This window comes from Microbacterium proteolyticum (assembly GCF_014192415.1).
In the GTDB taxonomy this organism is placed as follows: domain Bacteria; phylum Actinomycetota; class Actinomycetes; order Actinomycetales; family Microbacteriaceae; genus Microbacterium; species Microbacterium proteolyticum.
In genome coordinates this window covers 878,758-893,845 of record NZ_JACHXY010000001.1, presented here as the reverse complement: position 1 = coordinate 893,845, position 15,088 = coordinate 878,758, and the positions used below count along the sequence as shown (strand labels likewise).

Annotated in this window: 14 protein-coding genes and 1 pseudogene; 10 read left to right on the top strand and 5 right to left on the bottom strand. The window is 69.9% G+C overall.

Features of this window, described 5'->3' with window-relative positions; genetic code table 11:
* Position 1: 1 nt before the first annotated feature.
* From FHS07_RS04160 to FHS07_RS04150, 3 genes and pseudogenes are all read right to left on the bottom strand, one after another.
* Positions 2–766 carry a DUF2520 domain-containing protein gene (locus tag FHS07_RS04160; protein WP_183418599.1) on the bottom strand — a complete coding sequence of 255 codons (765 nt, stop codon included), beginning with the start codon at positions 764–766 and terminating at the stop codon, positions 2–4.
* 98 nt (positions 767–864) lie between these two features.
* Entirely contained in the window at positions 865–1,893 is a 1,029-nt protein-coding gene (locus tag FHS07_RS04155) for an agmatine deiminase family protein (RefSeq protein ID WP_246383104.1), read from the bottom strand.
* A 358-nt stretch (positions 1,894–2,251) separates the two neighbouring features.
* Positions 2,252–3,925 (bottom strand): annotated as a pseudogene (locus tag FHS07_RS04150) (amidase); the annotation flags it as partial.
* Between the two features lie 89 nt (positions 3,926–4,014).
* Here FHS07_RS04150 and FHS07_RS04145 point away from each other — a divergent pair.
* The 4 genes from FHS07_RS04145 (at position 4,015) to FHS07_RS04130 (ending at position 7,529) form a co-directional block, all read left to right on the top strand.
* A complete protein-coding gene (locus FHS07_RS04145) occupies positions 4,015–4,635 on the top strand; it encodes a TetR/AcrR family transcriptional regulator (RefSeq protein ID WP_343054654.1) in 621 nt (206 codons plus the stop codon).
* Between the two features lie 79 nt (positions 4,636–4,714).
* Positions 4,715–5,461 (top strand): phosphatase PAP2 family protein, encoded by a 747-nt coding sequence (locus FHS07_RS04140; protein WP_246383103.1) that lies wholly within the window; start codon positions 4,715–4,717, stop codon positions 5,459–5,461.
* A gap of 16 nt (positions 5,462–5,477) precedes the next feature.
* Positions 5,478–6,281, top strand: a complete 804-nt coding sequence (locus tag FHS07_RS04135; protein WP_183418596.1) for a DUF1206 domain-containing protein — start codon at positions 5,478–5,480, stop codon at positions 6,279–6,281.
* 93 nt (positions 6,282–6,374) lie between these two features.
* Positions 6,375–7,529 carry a PQQ-dependent sugar dehydrogenase gene (locus tag FHS07_RS04130; RefSeq protein ID WP_183418595.1) on the top strand — a complete coding sequence of 385 codons (1,155 nt, stop codon included), beginning with the start codon at positions 6,375–6,377 and terminating at the stop codon, positions 7,527–7,529.
* Positions 7,530–7,595: 66 nt separating this feature from the next.
* Here FHS07_RS04130 and FHS07_RS04125 read toward each other — a convergent pair whose 3' ends face one another.
* Positions 7,596–8,402 (bottom strand): DeoR/GlpR family DNA-binding transcription regulator, encoded by an 807-nt coding sequence (locus tag FHS07_RS04125; protein WP_183418594.1) that lies wholly within the window; start codon positions 8,400–8,402, stop codon positions 7,596–7,598.
* A gap of 233 nt (positions 8,403–8,635) precedes the next feature.
* On the opposite strand from FHS07_RS04125, the gene FHS07_RS04120 reads away from it, so the two are divergent.
* The 6 genes from FHS07_RS04120 (at position 8,636) to FHS07_RS04100 (ending at position 13,987) form a co-directional block, all read left to right on the top strand.
* Complete coding sequence (locus tag FHS07_RS04120; RefSeq protein WP_246383102.1) at positions 8,636–9,535, top strand: ABC transporter substrate-binding protein; 900 nt, start codon at positions 8,636–8,638, stop codon at positions 9,533–9,535.
* Positions 9,536–9,655: 120 nt separating this feature from the next.
* Positions 9,656–9,931 (top strand): hypothetical protein, encoded by a 276-nt coding sequence (locus FHS07_RS16405; protein ID WP_246383100.1) that lies wholly within the window; start codon positions 9,656–9,658, stop codon positions 9,929–9,931.
* A 70-nt stretch (positions 9,932–10,001) separates the two neighbouring features.
* Positions 10,002–10,931, top strand: a complete 930-nt coding sequence (locus FHS07_RS04115) for a carbohydrate ABC transporter permease (protein WP_183418593.1) — start codon at positions 10,002–10,004, stop codon at positions 10,929–10,931.
* Between the two features lies 1 nt (position 10,932).
* Positions 10,933–11,829, top strand: coding sequence for a carbohydrate ABC transporter permease (locus tag FHS07_RS04110; protein WP_246383099.1), 897 nt, complete (start codon positions 10,933–10,935; stop codon positions 11,827–11,829).
* 33 nt (positions 11,830–11,862) lie between these two features.
* Positions 11,863–12,726, top strand: a complete 864-nt coding sequence (locus tag FHS07_RS04105) for a ketose-bisphosphate aldolase (RefSeq protein ID WP_183418592.1) — start codon at positions 11,863–11,865, stop codon at positions 12,724–12,726.
* Positions 12,727–12,745: 19 nt separating this feature from the next.
* Positions 12,746–13,987 carry an ADP-dependent glucokinase/phosphofructokinase gene (locus FHS07_RS04100; protein ID WP_183418591.1) on the top strand — a complete coding sequence of 414 codons (1,242 nt, stop codon included), beginning with the start codon at positions 12,746–12,748 and terminating at the stop codon, positions 13,985–13,987.
* A gap of 118 nt (positions 13,988–14,105) precedes the next feature.
* Here the strand turns inward: FHS07_RS04100 and FHS07_RS04095 are convergent, their stop codons facing one another.
* On the bottom strand, positions 14,106–15,077 hold the full coding sequence (locus FHS07_RS04095) for an alpha/beta fold hydrolase (RefSeq protein ID WP_183418590.1): 972 nt from the start codon (positions 15,075–15,077) through the stop codon (positions 14,106–14,108).
* Positions 15,078–15,088: the final 11 nt, after the last annotated feature.

The window sequence follows — 15,088 nt, the reverse complement described above, 5'->3', positions numbered from 1 at the left end:
GTCACGGGAGGGACTCGATTCCGGTTCGTTGAGCAGTGGCGAGGTCGCGCGTCGCGTCGACGAGCGCGTCGAAGAGTGCCACGCGGTCGGGCAGGCGCTCGACGACGGCTCGCCGCTGCCGCGCCACTGTGGCGTCGTCGCCGCGCGAGACCGGGCCGGTGAGGGCTGCGGCCGCCCCGCGTTCCGCCCAGTTGTCGACGGCGGCGCGCACGAGGGGGACGAGGGCTTGCCTGCTGATCCCCGCGGTCGCGGCGAGCTCCTCGGCCATCCCCTCGAGCGTCACCAGGAAGTTCGCGGCGACCGAGGCGGCCGCGTGGTACGCCGCCCGGTCGCGGTCGCGCACCTCCACGCCCGTCATCCCGAGAACCTCCGCGAGGGCCGACGCGATGGCGAAACTCTCGGGAGTCGTCGCTGCGAGGGCGGCGGTGACCCCGGCGAACGACGCCCCGGCCGTCGTGACCGTCATGAGCGGGTGGACGCTGAAGGCGTCGTGAGGATGGAGGATCGACAGGTCGAGCGCTCCCGAGAGGTGACCGACCGTGCGGCCGGGGGCGATGGCGCGCGCGGCGGTGGCGATCGCGGCATCCGGGACCGCGAGGAGCACGATCGCGGCGTCTGCGCCCGACTCACCCCGACCCGCCGGGCCGACGACCGGCACCTCGGCGGCGTCCAGGGCGGCCACGAGCGCGCGCCCCATGCGACCGTCGCCGACGACGAGAACGGGGCCCGGGGGCGTCAGGGCGGAGGAGAGGGGAGGCGGTGTCATATGCGTGTGGCGCCGGCCCCTGGGGCGGCTTCGCCGTCTTCCACCGTACTCGCTCTCGCCCCCGCCGGAGCGGTGCTCGCGATCGACCGCGGCGGCCCTCAGCTCACCCGCGGCTGCTGCTGCGTGATGCAGTGGATGCCGCCGCCCCGGTCGAAGATCGGGCGCGCGTCGACCAGAACCACACGACGCCCCGGATAGGCGTCGGCGACGATCTCGGCCGCGCGCGCGTCTGCGGCCTCGTCTCCGAAGCCGCAGAGCACGACGCCGTCGTTGGTGACCAGGTGGTTGATGTAGCTCCAGTCGACCCAACCGTGATCATCGCGCAGGGTCGTGGGGGCGGGTACCCCGGTGACGGTCACGGAGCGCCCGAGCGCGGCGAAGGCGGCCTCGAGTTCACCGCGGACGATGCGCGACACCTCGTGATCGGGGTGGGTGGCATCCCTCTGCTCGTGCAGGAGCACGTGGTCGGGCGAGGCGAAGGTCGCGACGATGTCGACGTGGCCGTTGGTGCCGAACTCGTCGTAGTCGCGGGTGAGGCCGCGCGAGAGCCACACGGCATCCGTCGCCCCGAGGGTGCGGGCCATCTCGGCCTCGACACGAGCGCGGTCGGCGTGGGGGTTCCGGCGCGGGTCGAGCTGCACGGTGTCGGTGAGCAGCACCGTGCCGACGCCGTCGACGTGCAGACCTCCGCCCTCGGCGACGAGCAGCGAGTCGATCACCTCGGCGCCGGCGTGCTCCGCCACCACGCGCGCGATCAGGGCCGACTTCTGCCACTCGGCCCAGTCGGGAGCACCCCAGCCGTTGAAGATCCAGTCGACCGCGCCGAGGGCGCCCGGCCGGTCGGGGTCGGTGACGAAAGTGGGACCGACGTCGCGCATCCAGAACTCGTCGAGCGGGGCCTCGACGATCTCGATCGACGAGTCGAGCATGCGGCGGGCACGGGCGATCTCGGTCGGGTCGACGACCATCGACACCGGCTCGAATCGCGCGACCGCGTGGGCGACATCGGTCCAGGCGCGGTATCCCTCCTCACGCGCCACGACGGTGTCGCCGAGGGTGACACCCTCGCGGGGGAACGCCATCCAGGTGCGCTCGTGCGGGGCGGATTCGGCGGGCATGCGCCACATGTCGTGCTCCTCGTGTCGAGTCGGGTCAAAGGGGAGAGCTGGATGCCGTGGCCACGGCTCCGGCGACGGCTCCGGTGTCGTCGCGCACGGCGATGACGACCAGGGGGCCGTAGGGGCCGATCCATTCGCTCACGGGTTCACCGGCGAGCGTGACAGGAGACGACCCGTGCAGTCGGTCCCCGTCACGCGAGAGAGCCACACGCACGCCGTCGACGTACGCGGCGTGTTCGGCGGCCGCGCCGCCGCGGACCGTCGCGGTGAAACGAACACGGTCGCCGTCGACGACGACCTCGTCGATGTCGACCCGCACCTCACCGTCCGCGGCCGGCCGGGGCTGGGCGAACAGTGCCTCATCGGCCAGGGCGGGCGTACGCGGGGGCGGGGTGCGGCGCTCGCCGAGCCCGGTGATGGCGGACCCGAGCTGCACGAGCCGGACGTCGCTGTAGGCGGGCCCGGCGATCGTCAGGCCCACCGGCATCCCCGTGTCATCCATCGTGCCCATCGGCACGGTGACGGTCGGGATGCCGAGGTGACGCGGAACGAGGTTGCCGTTGGACACCCACACGCCGTTCCGCCACGCGATGTCGGCGGAGTCGGGATTCCGGTCGGCGTCGGCGGGCCCCACGTCGGACTGCGTCGGGAAGATGACGGCGTCGAAGCCGCCTGCCTCCATCCACTCCTCGAAGTCGACGCGGCGCGTGTGCTCGAGGCCGCGCAGGCCCTCTTCGAGGCTCGTCACCTCGCGCCAGTCGGGCTGCCGCTGCTTCGCCCGGCGCACGTAGTCGCCGATGTCGTACGAGATGTCGTAGTGCCAGATGCCGTAGCAGTCGGGGAGGGCGCCCGGGGGGTGCGGGAAGATCTGCGCGGCGTCGACGTCGGCGAGGCGGTTGAGGGCCGGGTCGTCGTTGTGGCGGAGGAAGGCGTCCATCGCCCAGACGGCGAGGTCGCCCACCTCGTCGTCGAGGAAGCGCCGGGTGACGAACCCGCGGTCGAGGAAGTCCTCGTCGCCGGGGTGGAGCTTCTCGTAGCGGTCGACGACGGGGAAGTCGGTCTCGATGACCTCCGCGCCGGCGGCCTGGAGGTCGGCGCGCAGGTCCGCCCACAGCCGCATCACGCTCGCGCGCGTTGCGATGGGGGAGGCGTTGTCGGGGTCGCCGTTGACGTAGATGCGCGGCACGGCCAGGCGGAGCCCCGCCAGCGGCAGCGGCTCGAGTTCCACGAAGGACTCGGGGCGTACCTCGGAGGGGCGCGGCAGGGCGATCCACGGCTGCGTGCGCCACAGGTCGCCGTCGGTCACCGGGTCGTCGGCCACGACGGCGTCGAGCACGAACTGCAGGTCGCGCATCGACCGGGTGTGGGGGACCACGACGTCCATGGTCGGCACGAGCGGCCAGTTACCCCGGATCGAGATGACCCCGCGTGAGGGGGTGTAAGCGACGAGGGCGTTGTGCGAGGCGGGGGCGCGGCCGGACGACCAGGTCTCTTCGCCGAGTCCGAAGGCGGCGAAGCTGGCCGCGGTGGCCGTGCCCGAGCCGTTCGAGGAACCCGAGCCGAAGGCCGACGGGAGATAGTCGCCGTTGTAGGGCGACTCGGCGCGGCCGTAGACGCCGCGCTGCATGCCGCCGGCGGCCATCGGCGGCATGTTCGTCAGACCGAGGAAGACCGCCCCGGCCGCGCGCAGCCGTTCCACCGCGAAGGCGTCGTCCTGCGCGATGAGATCGCGGAAGGCGGGGGATCCGGATGCCACGGGCAGCCCCTCGACCCGGTAGCTGTCCTTCGCGGTGAAGGGAATGCCGTCGAGCGGGCCGCGCGGCTCGCCGTGGGAGCGGCGGAGGTCCGCGGCGCGGGCTTCGTCGAACGCCCGGGGGTTCAGTACGGGCACCGCGTTGAGTCGGATGCCGGAACGGTCGTACGCGCCGATGCGGTTGAGGTAGCGGGCGACGAGCTCGACGCTCGTTACTTCTCCCGCCTCGAGGGCGGCGCGCAGCCGGTCGATGTCGGCTTCGACGACGGTGAGGGCGGCGGTGTCCATGGCGGTAAACATACACCGTTTGTTTTAGGAAGGCGAGGGCTGATCGACGCAGTCGCGCCTAGGCTCGACAGCGACCCCAGGAGGCCGCCATCGCTCGCCCGTCGACGCCGCTGCTGAACCGTGCGCTGATAGCCCGCACCGCGCTCGCCCTCGTCGACCGGCACGGCCCCGACGGCGCGAGCCTTCGGCGTGTGGCCGCGCGCCTGGGGGTGAACCCGACGTCCCTGTACAACCACGTGCCCAACCGCGCCGCGATGATCGAGGACGTGCGCGCGCTGGTCTCGGCCGGTATCGACTCGGAACCGCTGCGCTCGCTGCCGTGGGAGGAGGGGCTGCGGGCCTGGGCGCGGTCGTATCGTCGAGCGTTCGCGCGTCACGCCCGCGCGATCCCGCTGCTGATGACCGAGCGCGCGTCGACGCCGGTGCTGTTGTCGGGGTACGAGGACTTCGTCGTGGCGGCCGAGGCGGCGGGCTGGAAGAGCAGCGACGTCCTGCCGCTCCTCACGGCTTTCGAGAACTTCATCCTCGGGAGCGTGCTCGACATGTCGGGGCCCGCGGTGGTGTTCGACCCGACCGGGCAGGAAGACGACTTCCCCCGCTTCGCCGCCGCCTTCCAGACCCTCGCCGACGAGGACCCCGCCGATCCGGTCGCCACCCGGGCCTTCGAACGCGGGCTCGACATGCTGATCGCCGCGGCCCGGCCCCGCTGACGCGGCGAGCGGTCACGCCGTGCGCACCGCAGCGCAGACGCCGGGCGCGCGGCCCCCGCTGACGCGGCGATGAGGGCCGATGACCGATCCGCGCGGTCACGGCAAGTGCTGGCTCGCGAAGCCTGCGACCTGGGACGATGCGCGGATGGATGCCACGACAGACGACACCGCCCTGCTCCCCGATCGGCCGCGCATCGACCCGCGCCGCCCGATCGCCCTGGTGGTGGGCGTGGTGGCGACGGTGCTGTTCGTCGCCCTGCGTTTCGCGGTGGCCCTGAGCGGATCCGCCCCCCTGCCGATCGACCAGGCCTGGGACGACGCGATGGCGGCGCTGGCGAATCCCGTCGGGGTGATCGTGGCGTGGGTGCCGGCGATCGTGGGCGGAACGATCGGCATGATCGTCATCGGGGTCGCCACGACCATCGTTTTCCTGATCGTCCGCCGCCCGTGGGACGCCCTGAACGTCGCGGCATCCATCGCCCTCGTTGTGCTGATCGGTGCGCCGCTCGCGGCGGTCATCGCCCGCAGTCGTCCGGCCGACTCGCTCGCCGAGACGGTGGCGACCTCCTTCCCCTCGGGGCACACCGCCGTGGCGACCACCATCGCGCTGACGCTCGCGCTGATTCTGAGACGCCGATGGGTCTGGATCGTCGGGGCCGTGTGGGTGGTGCTGATGATGTGGAGCCGCACCTACCTGCATGCGCACTGGTTGTCGGACGTGGTGGCCGGCTTCCTCGAGGGCGTCGCCGTGGCCACGCTCGTGTGGGCGATGGTGGAGGTGTGGCGTGTGCGCCGCGCGCAACGCCTTCACGCGTCCGCGGAGTGAGCGCTAGGGTTCGCGGATGACCTCCGCAACCGCCGCCGCCGACAAGGCACAGGACTCCACCGCGTTCCGGGTGACAGCCCGCGTCGGCTATGTCGTCCTCGGCCTCCTCCACCTGCTCATCGGCGTCATCGCCGTCTCGATCGCCACCGGCGCCGGTGGCGACAGCGCCGATCAGAGCGGGGCGCTGCAGCAGGTGCGCGACGCGCCGCTCGGCACGGCGCTGCTGTGGGTGATCGTGGTGGGACTCGCCGCTCTCGCGGTCTGGAAGATCGCCGAGGCGATCGTGGAGCGCGATCCGGATTCCAAGAAGCGGTGGGCGCACCGCGCGAAGGACGTGGGCACCGCGATCGCGTACGTGGCGATCGCCGTCACGGCATTCACCCTCGCGACGGGCGGGAGCTCGGAGTCGTCGGAGTCGTCCAAGACGCTCAGTGCGCAGATCCTGGCGATGCCCGGCGGCGTCGTCCTCCTCGTCGTCGTCGGACTCGGTGTCGCCGCGATCGGTGTCGCGTTCGTGGTGCGCGGCATCACGCGCGCCTTCGAGAAGAGCCTGTCGATCCCCGGAGGCAACACGGGTCGTGGCATCCGGGTGTTCGGCACCGTCGGCTACATCGCCAAGGGCATCGCGGTGGGGGTCGCCGGCATCCTCTTCATCGTCGCCGCGCTCACCCACGACCCGAACGCGGCCGGCGGCATCGACGCGGCCCTGCGATCGCTGGCGAGCCTGCCCTTCGGCCAGATCGTGCTGTGGGTGGTCGGTGCCGGGCTCGTCGTCTACGGCGTGTTCTGCTTCGCCCGCGCCCGCTACGCGCGCATGTGAGGGCCGGGAGGCGACCGGCGGGGCGCAATCCCCAGAGCGCTCGCAGGTGCGACGGGTAGGACGGACCCACCACCGCAGCGCCGAGGAGGCCCCATGATCGACCTCGAACCCGTCGGCCCCGTCCGGCGCTCCCACGCATCGTCCCCGCGTCGATCGGCTTTCGCGGTCGTCGCGGCGCTGTCGCTGGTCGCCCTCGCCGGGTGCGCGGCAGAGCGCGAGACGGATGCCGCGCCGACCGCCGCCGCTCCGATATCGACGCCGCCCGCCAGTCGTGCCGCGCCCACCCTCGGAGTCGTCGCCCCCGCCGGAGCGCCCGGGGTGGTGGCATCCGGATTCACGACGCCGTGGTCGGTCGTCTTCGTCGACGACGCCGCGCTCGTGAGCCAGCGCGACACCGGGGAGATCCTCGAGATCGTCGGCGACCAGACCCGCGTCGTGGGGGAGGTGCCCGACCTCGCCGCCCGAGGAGAAGGGGGACTGCTCGGTCTCGCCCATGCCGAGGGCTACCTCTACGCGTACGTGACCGTACCGGGCGGCAACCGGGTGCTGCGGTTCGCGCTCGAAGGTTCGGCCGGAGCGTTCTCGCTCGGCGCCGCGCAGACCGTCGTCGACGGCATCCCCTCGGCGAACATCCACAACGGCGGACGGATCGCCTTCGGTCCCGACGGCATGCTGTACATCACTGCGGGAGACGCCGCCGACCCCGACGCCGCGCAGGACCGGGCGTCGCTGGGCGGAAAGATCCTGCGCGTCGAGCCCGATGGCGCGGTGCCCGCCGACAATCCGTTCCCGGGATCACCGGTGTGGAGCCTGGGGCACCGCAATCCGCAGGGGATCGGGTGGGATGCCGCCGGAACCATGTACGCCTCGGAGTTCGGGCAGGACACCTGGGACGAGCTCAACGTCATCGAGCCCGGTGCGAACTACGGCTGGCCCGAGGTGGAGGGCATCGGCGGACAAGACGGTTTCGTCGACCCGGTGCAGCAGTGGGCGCCCGTGGATGCGAGTCCGAGCGGCCTCGCGGTCCTCGACGGCGCGGTGGTCATCGCCAACCTGCGGGGCGAGCGCCTCCGCATCGTCCCGACCGACGACCTCGGCGCATTCGACGACTATCTCGTCGGAGAGTACGGGCGCCTCCGCGACGTCGCGGCGGCCCCCGACGGCTCGCTGTGGGTGGTCACGAGCAACACCGATCGCGGCGGCGGCGACTCCGACACGATCCTGCGGGTCGCCCTGTCGGCGGAGTGAGTCTCGCACCGACGCGGCCCAGCACTGCCCGCTCTCGCGTGCGGAACCGGGCGGTGTCACGGCCGTCTAGGGTGTGAGCACCGTCACTCCCGCCTCGGCCAGGGCGGCCGCGAGGTCGGGGGAGGGCGGGGCGTCGGTGACGAGGTAATCGGCCTTCTGCAGCGGTGTCACCTGGGCGAAGAGTCGGCGATCGAGCTTGCTCGAGTCGGCGAGGATCACGGTGCGGTCGGCGCGCTCGATCATCTCGCTCATCATCGTCGCGTCGCCGAGGTTGCTCGTCGAGTACCCCGAGGCGTCGACCGCGCCCACGGCGATGATCGCGTAGTCGCAGCGGATGTCGACCTCGGTGGTGTTCGAGGTCATCGCGAGCGTGACCGGACCGGTCGTCGCCTGCGTGATGGTACGCACCGCGCCGCCGAAGATGAAGAGGTCGCGGAAGACGCTGGGGGAGATCTCCGCGGGGATGCGCAGGTTGTTCGTGGCAATCGTCAGGTTGCGGTGGTTGCGCAGAGCCCGGGCGACGGCGAGCGTCGTCGTCCCCGCGTTGAGCATGAGCACGGAACCGTCTTCGATGAGCTCGACGGCGAGCGCGGCGATGCGCTCCTTCTCGGAGATCTGCATCTGCAGGCGCACGTCGAGACCCCGGTCGCGGCCGGGCACCGACATCGCGCTGACCGCACCTCCGTGCGTGCGGACCACGATCCCCTCGCGGTCGAGCTGATCGAGGTCGCGCCGCACCGTGTCGATCGAGACTCCGAAGTGCGACGCGAGATCGACGACGGTGACCTGACCGGATTCGGCGACGTAGGCGGCGAGTTCCGCTTTGCGCCCCGCCGGCAGTCGTCGCTTCGTCGTGGCTGTGGCTGCATCCATGCCGTCATCTCTAGCACAGCGCGGCGTCGAAACGGAGGCCGAGAACGGCAAAGACGCACGAATCGGCACTGATTCTGCAAGGTTTGCTGCTTTCGGTGCGGATGCGTGCCCTTATTGTCACGAATCTGCATCAGCGTCTTGACGATCGCCGCACGACGGCGCATACTCATGCTTAAAGCAGCAAGAACGCGCAGAAGAGCGCGAAACAATGCAGATCTCAACGAGGAGAAACGATGGACAACAGCGGGCGCCGGCGTCGGAACGCCATCAAGCTCGTCGGTGTCGCAGCAGCGGCCACGACCCTCCTGGCGATGGCGGGGTGCTCGTCGAACAGCACCGGAACCGCCGGCGACGGAGGAGACGTCACGATCGAGTTCGCCCAGTGGTGGGAGCCCGAGCTCGGCGACGGCGAGTTCCGCGGTCTCATGGACCAGTTCGAACAGGAGAACCCCGGCATCAAGGTCGATCTGGTCAGCGGCCCGTACGCCTCGACCAAGGAGCAGCTCTTCGCGGGCGCGGCCTCCGGCACCATGCCCGACGTCGTCGGTCTCGACGGCGCCTGGGTGAGCGACTTCGCGAAGCAGGGCGTGATCGCCGACCTGACGCAGCTGATGAGCGAGGCGGGGTACGACGACAGCCAGCTGGCCAGCCAGATCAAGGTCGACGACAGCACCTACATGATCCCCGTCGTCAACTTCGTCTACCCGATGTTCACGAACGACGGCCTGCTCGCCCAGGCGGGTGTCACGGCTCCGCCCTCGACCCGTACCGAGTTCGCGGATGCCGCCAAGAAGATCACGGCTCTCGGCGGAGACGTGTCGGGATGGGTGCTCCCCCTCTCGCTCGAGGCGCCCAACGGCGTGCAGAACGACGTCATGTCGTGGGTCTGGGCCTCCGGCGGTTCCATGCTCAAGGACGGCCAGCCCGACCTCACGAACTCCGACGTCTCGGACGCGACCGACTACATCCAGCAGCTCTGGGCCGACGGGGTCATCGCTCCCGGATCCTTCACCATGAAGGAGCAGGACAAGGTCGAGGAGTTCACCAACGGTCGCGTCGGCATGATGATCGACTCGCTCGCGCACATCAACCTCATCCGCGAATCCAACCCGGACCTGACCTTCTCCATCTAGGCGATCCCGGCCGAGGACGGCTTCTCGGGTGAGCGCGGCATCCCCTACGCCTCGTGGGGCATCGGCGTCGCCGAGAACTCCGAGAACAAGGACGCCGCCTTCAAGCTCGTGCAGTTCCTCATGGGTCAGGACGTCAACAGCGAGCTGTCGACGATGGCCAAGGCCTTCCCGGGCAACACCGAGAGCGTGCCGACCTTCGTCGAGGACGACGAGCTGTTCAAGACGGCGTTCGAGATCTACAAGGACGGATACCCCGCGAACGAGTTCACGGGCCTGCCCGTCGCCGAGGAGCTCATGCGCCAGTTCGGCACGCAGTTCCAGTCGGCGCTGGACGGTCAGCAGTCGATGAGCGACGCGCTCACCGAGACGCAGGACGAATGGACGTCGGAGTTCTGATCCGACGCCGATCCGGGATGCCGCATCGCCCCCCGCGGTGCGGCATCCCGCTCATCGAAAGCCGCACACCATGACCATGCGCACCCTCACACCCCCCGACACCGAGGTGATCGTCACCGGACGACCGGCCTCCCGCCGTACGCGGCAACTCCGCAAGGCCGGCGAGGCCTACGTCTTCCTCTCGCCGACCCTGATCCTGCTCTTCATCCTCATGATCGTCCCGATCGTGATGGTGATCGGCTACTCGTTCCAGGACAACGTCATCCTGAACAAGAGTCCCGATGTCGTCGGCGTCGCCAACTACGTCGCGATCCTCACCGACCCGAGCTTCTGGAAAGCCACCGGCAACACCCTCTTCTTCACGATCACCAGCGTCGCCGCCCACCTCGTGCTGGGGCTGTCCTTCGCGATGCTCCTCAACAGCACCCTCATCGGCGCCGTGCCCCGCGCGATCTTCCGCGGTCTGTACGTCCTCCCGTGGCTGTTCACCGTCGCCGTGATCGCAGTCCTCTGGCGGATGCTCCTGGCCCCCAACGGCATCGTGAACTTCCTGCTCAACACCGACATCGAGTGGCTCGCCTCTCCGCAGCTCGCGCTGGGAACGGTCACCTTCATCAACATCTGGGCCGGGTACCCCTTCTTCATGGTGAGCCTGCTCGCCGGCCTCCAGGGCATCCCGAGCGACCTGTACGAGGCCGCGACCGTCGACGGGGCGAGCCCCGCGCAGCGGTTCTGGAACGTCACCGTCCCGCAGTTGCGCCCGATCATCGTCAGCCTCGTGCTGCTCGACCTGATCTGGACGTCGCAGCAGTTCGCACTCATCTGGCTGACCACCGGCGGCGGTCCCATCGACGTCACCGAGATGCTCAGCACCTTCACCTACAAGCTCGCGTTCGCTCAGTACGACTTCTCGATGGCCTCCACCTCTGCGGTGCTGGTCCTGGCGATGTCGATGATCGTCGCGGTGCTCTACGTCCGCCATCAGAAGGCGAGGGACTGACATGGCCCTGACCACCGCCGCTCGCCAGCGCGCCACCAGCCCCGCGCGCCAGCGCCCCACCCGCACCGTCACGCGACGCCGCCTCGCCCAGACAGGAGTCTTCCTCGGCCTCGTCCTCGGCGCGGTCTTCGCCGCCGGCCCCGTGCTCTGGATGCTGTCGAGCTCGTTCAAGTCGAACACGCAGATCTTCGAGCTGCCCCCGCGACTGGTCACCGAGACGTTCTCGTTCGACGCCTACGTCGCGATCTTCACCAACCCCGAGACGGTGCGCTTCTTCATCAACAGCTACGTGGTGGCGGGAGCGGTCACGATCCTGACGCTGCTCGTCGCGATCCAGGCCGCGTACGCCTTCAGCCGCTTCGAGTTCCGCGGCAAGCGCATCGTGAACGTCATCATCGTGAGCGTGCAGGCCGTGCCGCCGATCACCCTGCTGATCCCGTACTTCGGCCTGATGGTCGGGCTCGGGCTCTACAACACCTACCCGGGCCTCATCTTCACCTACATGGTGTTCACGCTGCCCTACGCGATCATCATGATGACGGGGTACTTCAACACCCTGCCGAAGGAGCTCGACGAGGCCGTCCGGGTCGACGGTGCGGGCTCCTTCACGGCCCTCTGGCGCGTGCTCGTGCCGATCTCGATCCCCGGGATCGTGTCGGTCGGCATCTACACGTTCATGATCGCGTGGAACGAGTTCCTCTTCGCGCTGACCCTCACGCGCACCATCGACATGCGCACCGTGCCGATCGGCATCCAGTTGCTCATGGGGCAGCACTCGTACGAGTGGAACCAGATCATGGCGATGAGCATCCTCGGTTCGATCCCGGTGTTGCTGCTCTTCCTCTTCTTCCAGCGCTTCTTCATCAGCGGCCTCACGGCCGGCTCGGTGAAGAGCTGATCCGCCCGACCCCACCCAACAAGGAGAATCTCCGTGCTCTACACCGGCAAGTCCATCCTCGACGTGGCCAACGCCCACAGCTTCGCCATCCCGGCGTTCAACATCAGCGACTGGGCGATGTTCACCGGAATCATGGACATCAGCGAAGAGAAGTCCGCTCCGGTCATCATCGCCATCCACCCCGACGAGGTCTCGCACATCACCACCGACCTGATCCCCGCGATGCACGCCCGTGCGCACCGCTCGAGCGTGCCCGTGGCCATCCACTGGGACCACGGCGGAACGTACGACCAGATCATCACGGCGATCAAGGCCGGCTTCACCTCGGTCATGATCGACGCCTCTCTCGAGCCCTTCGATCAGAACGTCGCGCTGACCCGCAAGGTCGTCGAGGCCGCGCACGCGGTCGGCGTGCAGGTCGAGGGCGAGCTCGGAACCATCGGCGCCAACGACAGCTACGGCGAGTCGGGTGCCGCAGAGATCATCTACACGAACGTGGATGACGCGGTGCGCTTCGTCGAGCAGACCGGCGTCGACAGCCTGGCCATCGCGATCGGCACCTCGCACGGGCTCTACCCGGCCGAGAAGAACCCCGAGCTGCGTCACGACCTGCTCGAGCAGATCAAGGCCGCCGTCGGCATCCCGCTCGTGCTGCACGGCGGCTCCAGCAACCCGGACGCCGAGCTCTCGCGCGCCGTGTCGCTCGGCATCAACAAGATCAACATCTCCAGCGACATCAAGGTGGCCTATCACGACCGCATGCGCGAGGTGCTGGGCACCGACCGGCGCCTGCGCGAGCCCAATGCCATCCAGCCCGAGTGCATCGCCGCGATGAAGGTCACCGCGGCGGAGAAGATCGACCTGTTCGGCGCCGCCGGCAAGGCCGACCTGTACTGAGAGATCGGAGACCGGCGTCATGGGGGAAGACCTCGTCCTCGGACTCGGCGGCACCGTCGACTACGAGATCAGATGGGATGCCGCGGTGCTCTCCGCCCTCGCGCGGGAGCACGGCATCCACCTCGGGGAGCTGACCACCACGACGCCGATCATCGACGAGCGCGCCCTCGTCGTCACGGTGCTCGCCTTCCTCGCCACGGGCGGGGGAGGCGAGCGCTTCGTGCTGTCGTCGGAGATCGTCGAGCGCTTCGCGTCGCATTTCGACGTCGAGACCACCCTCGGGGGTACGGGCGTGCGCGCGGGGATCGCCCTCGACCGCATCGGCGTGCCCACGGTGCAGCACCTCGTGAGCATCGATGACAACGTGCGGCGCCTGCTTCCGACCTCGATGCGCATCGTGTCGTCGGCGACGCAGGACACCCTCGACCCCCACCTCATCGTGCAGTACCCCGAGGGCACGACCGTCGAACTGGTGGATGCTACGGTGACCGCCTCGGCATCCAATCGCCTGATCTTCGCGAACGACGCCCCCAACCGCGAGATGGCGATCGCCGCCGGACTCGGCGAGGCACTGGCGCGAGCGGCGGCCTTCCTCGTCTCGGGCTTCAACACGATGCAGGATGCCGCCATGCTCGAGCGTCGTCTCGACGACCTCACCGCGGCGATGCGGCATCTCCCCGCCGACGCTCTCGTGTACTACGAGGACGCCGGGTTCTACCAGCGCGAGCTGTCGTCGCTCGTGCGCGCACGTCTGCTCGACCGCATCGACGTGTACGGCATGAACGAGGACGAGTTGCAGGAGTACCTCGCCCGTCCGGTCGACCTGCTCTCGCCCGACGACGTCGTCGCAGCTCTCGCCGAGGTGCACGACCTCATCCCCGCCCGGGCGCTCGTGGTGCATACGAAGTACTGGGCGATCGCGGTCGGTCCCCACGCCGCCCGTCATCGCGCCGGCCTCGAGAGCGCGGTGCGCACGGCCGCGACCCGCTACCGTCTGGGCGACGCGTGCACGGCCGCAGACCTCGAAGACACGGCACGACTTCCTCGACACGCCGGGGGCGCAGCCGTTGTCGCGGCGGCGGAGAGCAGGCGGGGGGCGACCGGCGTGCCCGCGTTCCTGGTCGACACCGCGCATCCCACGACCATCGGGCTCGGCGATACGTTCGTCGGCGGTTTCCTCGCCGCGGTCCCCGCAGCCGCCCGTCTCGCGACGGCGGTGGCCCTGGAACGTGCGCTCGACGCGACATCGCCCGTGCGCTGACCGGTCGGCGCAGGATGCGGGAGCCGCCGAGGGCCGACCGGCTCGCCGGCACTCCGCTCATCCCTGCCCCTCCGCTCGGCACGCTCGAGCGAGCCCCGCACGGCGGGGGTACCCGGCGTCAGTCGCGGGAGCCGGGCCGGTAGGCGCTCCACAGCACGCGAGTGTGGCGCGCTTTGGCCTGTTCGACCCCGTCCTCGTCCTTTCGGGCGGCGCTGATCCATTCCGCCAGCCGGCTCGCCATCGCCCCGAGCACCATGCGCAGATCGGCGTGCGCAGCGGGCGGGACCGCGGCGTCGGCGGCCGGCATCCGTCCCTTCGGCGCGAGCTCGTCGTGCACGTGCCGCATCGTCAGCCGCGCGACGCCGACGGCATGGCTGTTGACGACGCAATGCGCGGCCCCCTCGATCTCCCACCGTCGGGCCGCGTGAGCGCGAGCCACCAGACGCGAGTGGAGGCGTCGGGGAGAGGGGCGGTCGAACTCCCCGCGGATGAGCAGCACGGTGGCACGGCCCGCACCGATGCGATCGGAGATGCGGTACCGCAGCATGTGCGGGAGCGTCTCGAAGAAGTAGAGGAACCCGCACAGCAGATACGCCGAGAGGGCCAAGAACGCGATGTGGATCGACTCGCGCACGGTGGACTGCGCGAAGCGCACGGCCTGCAGCAGCGCGTTCGACTCGGTCTCGTCGATCACCGGGCTCACCAGCACGGCGTGCGTCAGTCGATGGCGTCGTGCCAGGACTTCGGTGACGACCTGGGTGCCCATCGAGTGACCGATGAGCACGGGTTCGGTGAGGCCGTAGTGATCGAGCACGCCCTCCACCTGATCGGCGAAGAACTGCGCGGTCGGCTGCTCGCCGGACGCCGGGACACCGCCGAAGCCGGGCAGGTCCAGGGCGTACACCTCGCCCTCCTCGGCCAGCAGAGGGGCGAGGAACTCGAAGTACGACGAAGCGACCCCGATGCCGGCGACGAGCACGAAGGACCGGCCTGTCTCCGTACCCGTCGAGATGCGGGTCACGCGCGTCCGCGCGCCACCTCGGCGGTACGTGTCGACCTGAACGTCGGCGGGGCGGGAGGCATCGGGCATCCGACCAGGAT

Bases quoted from the DNA above. Each gene is read 5' to 3' on its own strand.
- FHS07_RS04160 (WP_183418599.1), bottom strand. From the start codon at position 766: ATGACACCGCCTCCCCTCTCCTCCGCCCTGACGCCCCCGGGCCCCGTT.
- FHS07_RS04155 (WP_246383104.1), bottom strand. From the start codon at position 1,893: ATGTGGCGCATGCCCGCCGAATCCGCCCCGCACGAGCGCACCTGGATG.
- FHS07_RS04140 (WP_246383103.1), top strand. From the start codon at position 4,715: ATGACCGATCCGCGCGGTCACGGCAAGTGCTGGCTCGCGAAGCCTGCG.
- FHS07_RS04135 (WP_183418596.1), top strand. From the start codon at position 5,478: ATGACCTCCGCAACCGCCGCCGCCGACAAGGCACAGGACTCCACCGCG.
- FHS07_RS04130 (WP_183418595.1), top strand. From the start codon at position 6,375: ATGATCGACCTCGAACCCGTCGGCCCCGTCCGGCGCTCCCACGCATCG.
- FHS07_RS04125 (WP_183418594.1), bottom strand. From the start codon at position 8,402: ATGGATGCAGCCACAGCCACGACGAAGCGACGACTGCCGGCGGGGCGC.
- FHS07_RS04120 (WP_246383102.1), top strand. From the start codon at position 8,636: ATGGACAACAGCGGGCGCCGGCGTCGGAACGCCATCAAGCTCGTCGGT.
- FHS07_RS16405 (WP_246383100.1), top strand. From the start codon at position 9,656: ATGGGTCAGGACGTCAACAGCGAGCTGTCGACGATGGCCAAGGCCTTC.
- FHS07_RS04115 (WP_183418593.1), top strand. From the start codon at position 10,002: ATGACCATGCGCACCCTCACACCCCCCGACACCGAGGTGATCGTCACC.
- FHS07_RS04110 (WP_246383099.1), top strand. From the start codon at position 10,933: ATGGCCCTGACCACCGCCGCTCGCCAGCGCGCCACCAGCCCCGCGCGC.
- FHS07_RS04100 (WP_183418591.1), top strand. From the start codon at position 12,746: ATGGGGGAAGACCTCGTCCTCGGACTCGGCGGCACCGTCGACTACGAG.
- FHS07_RS04095 (WP_183418590.1), bottom strand. From the start codon at position 15,077: ATGCCCGATGCCTCCCGCCCCGCCGACGTTCAGGTCGACACGTACCGC.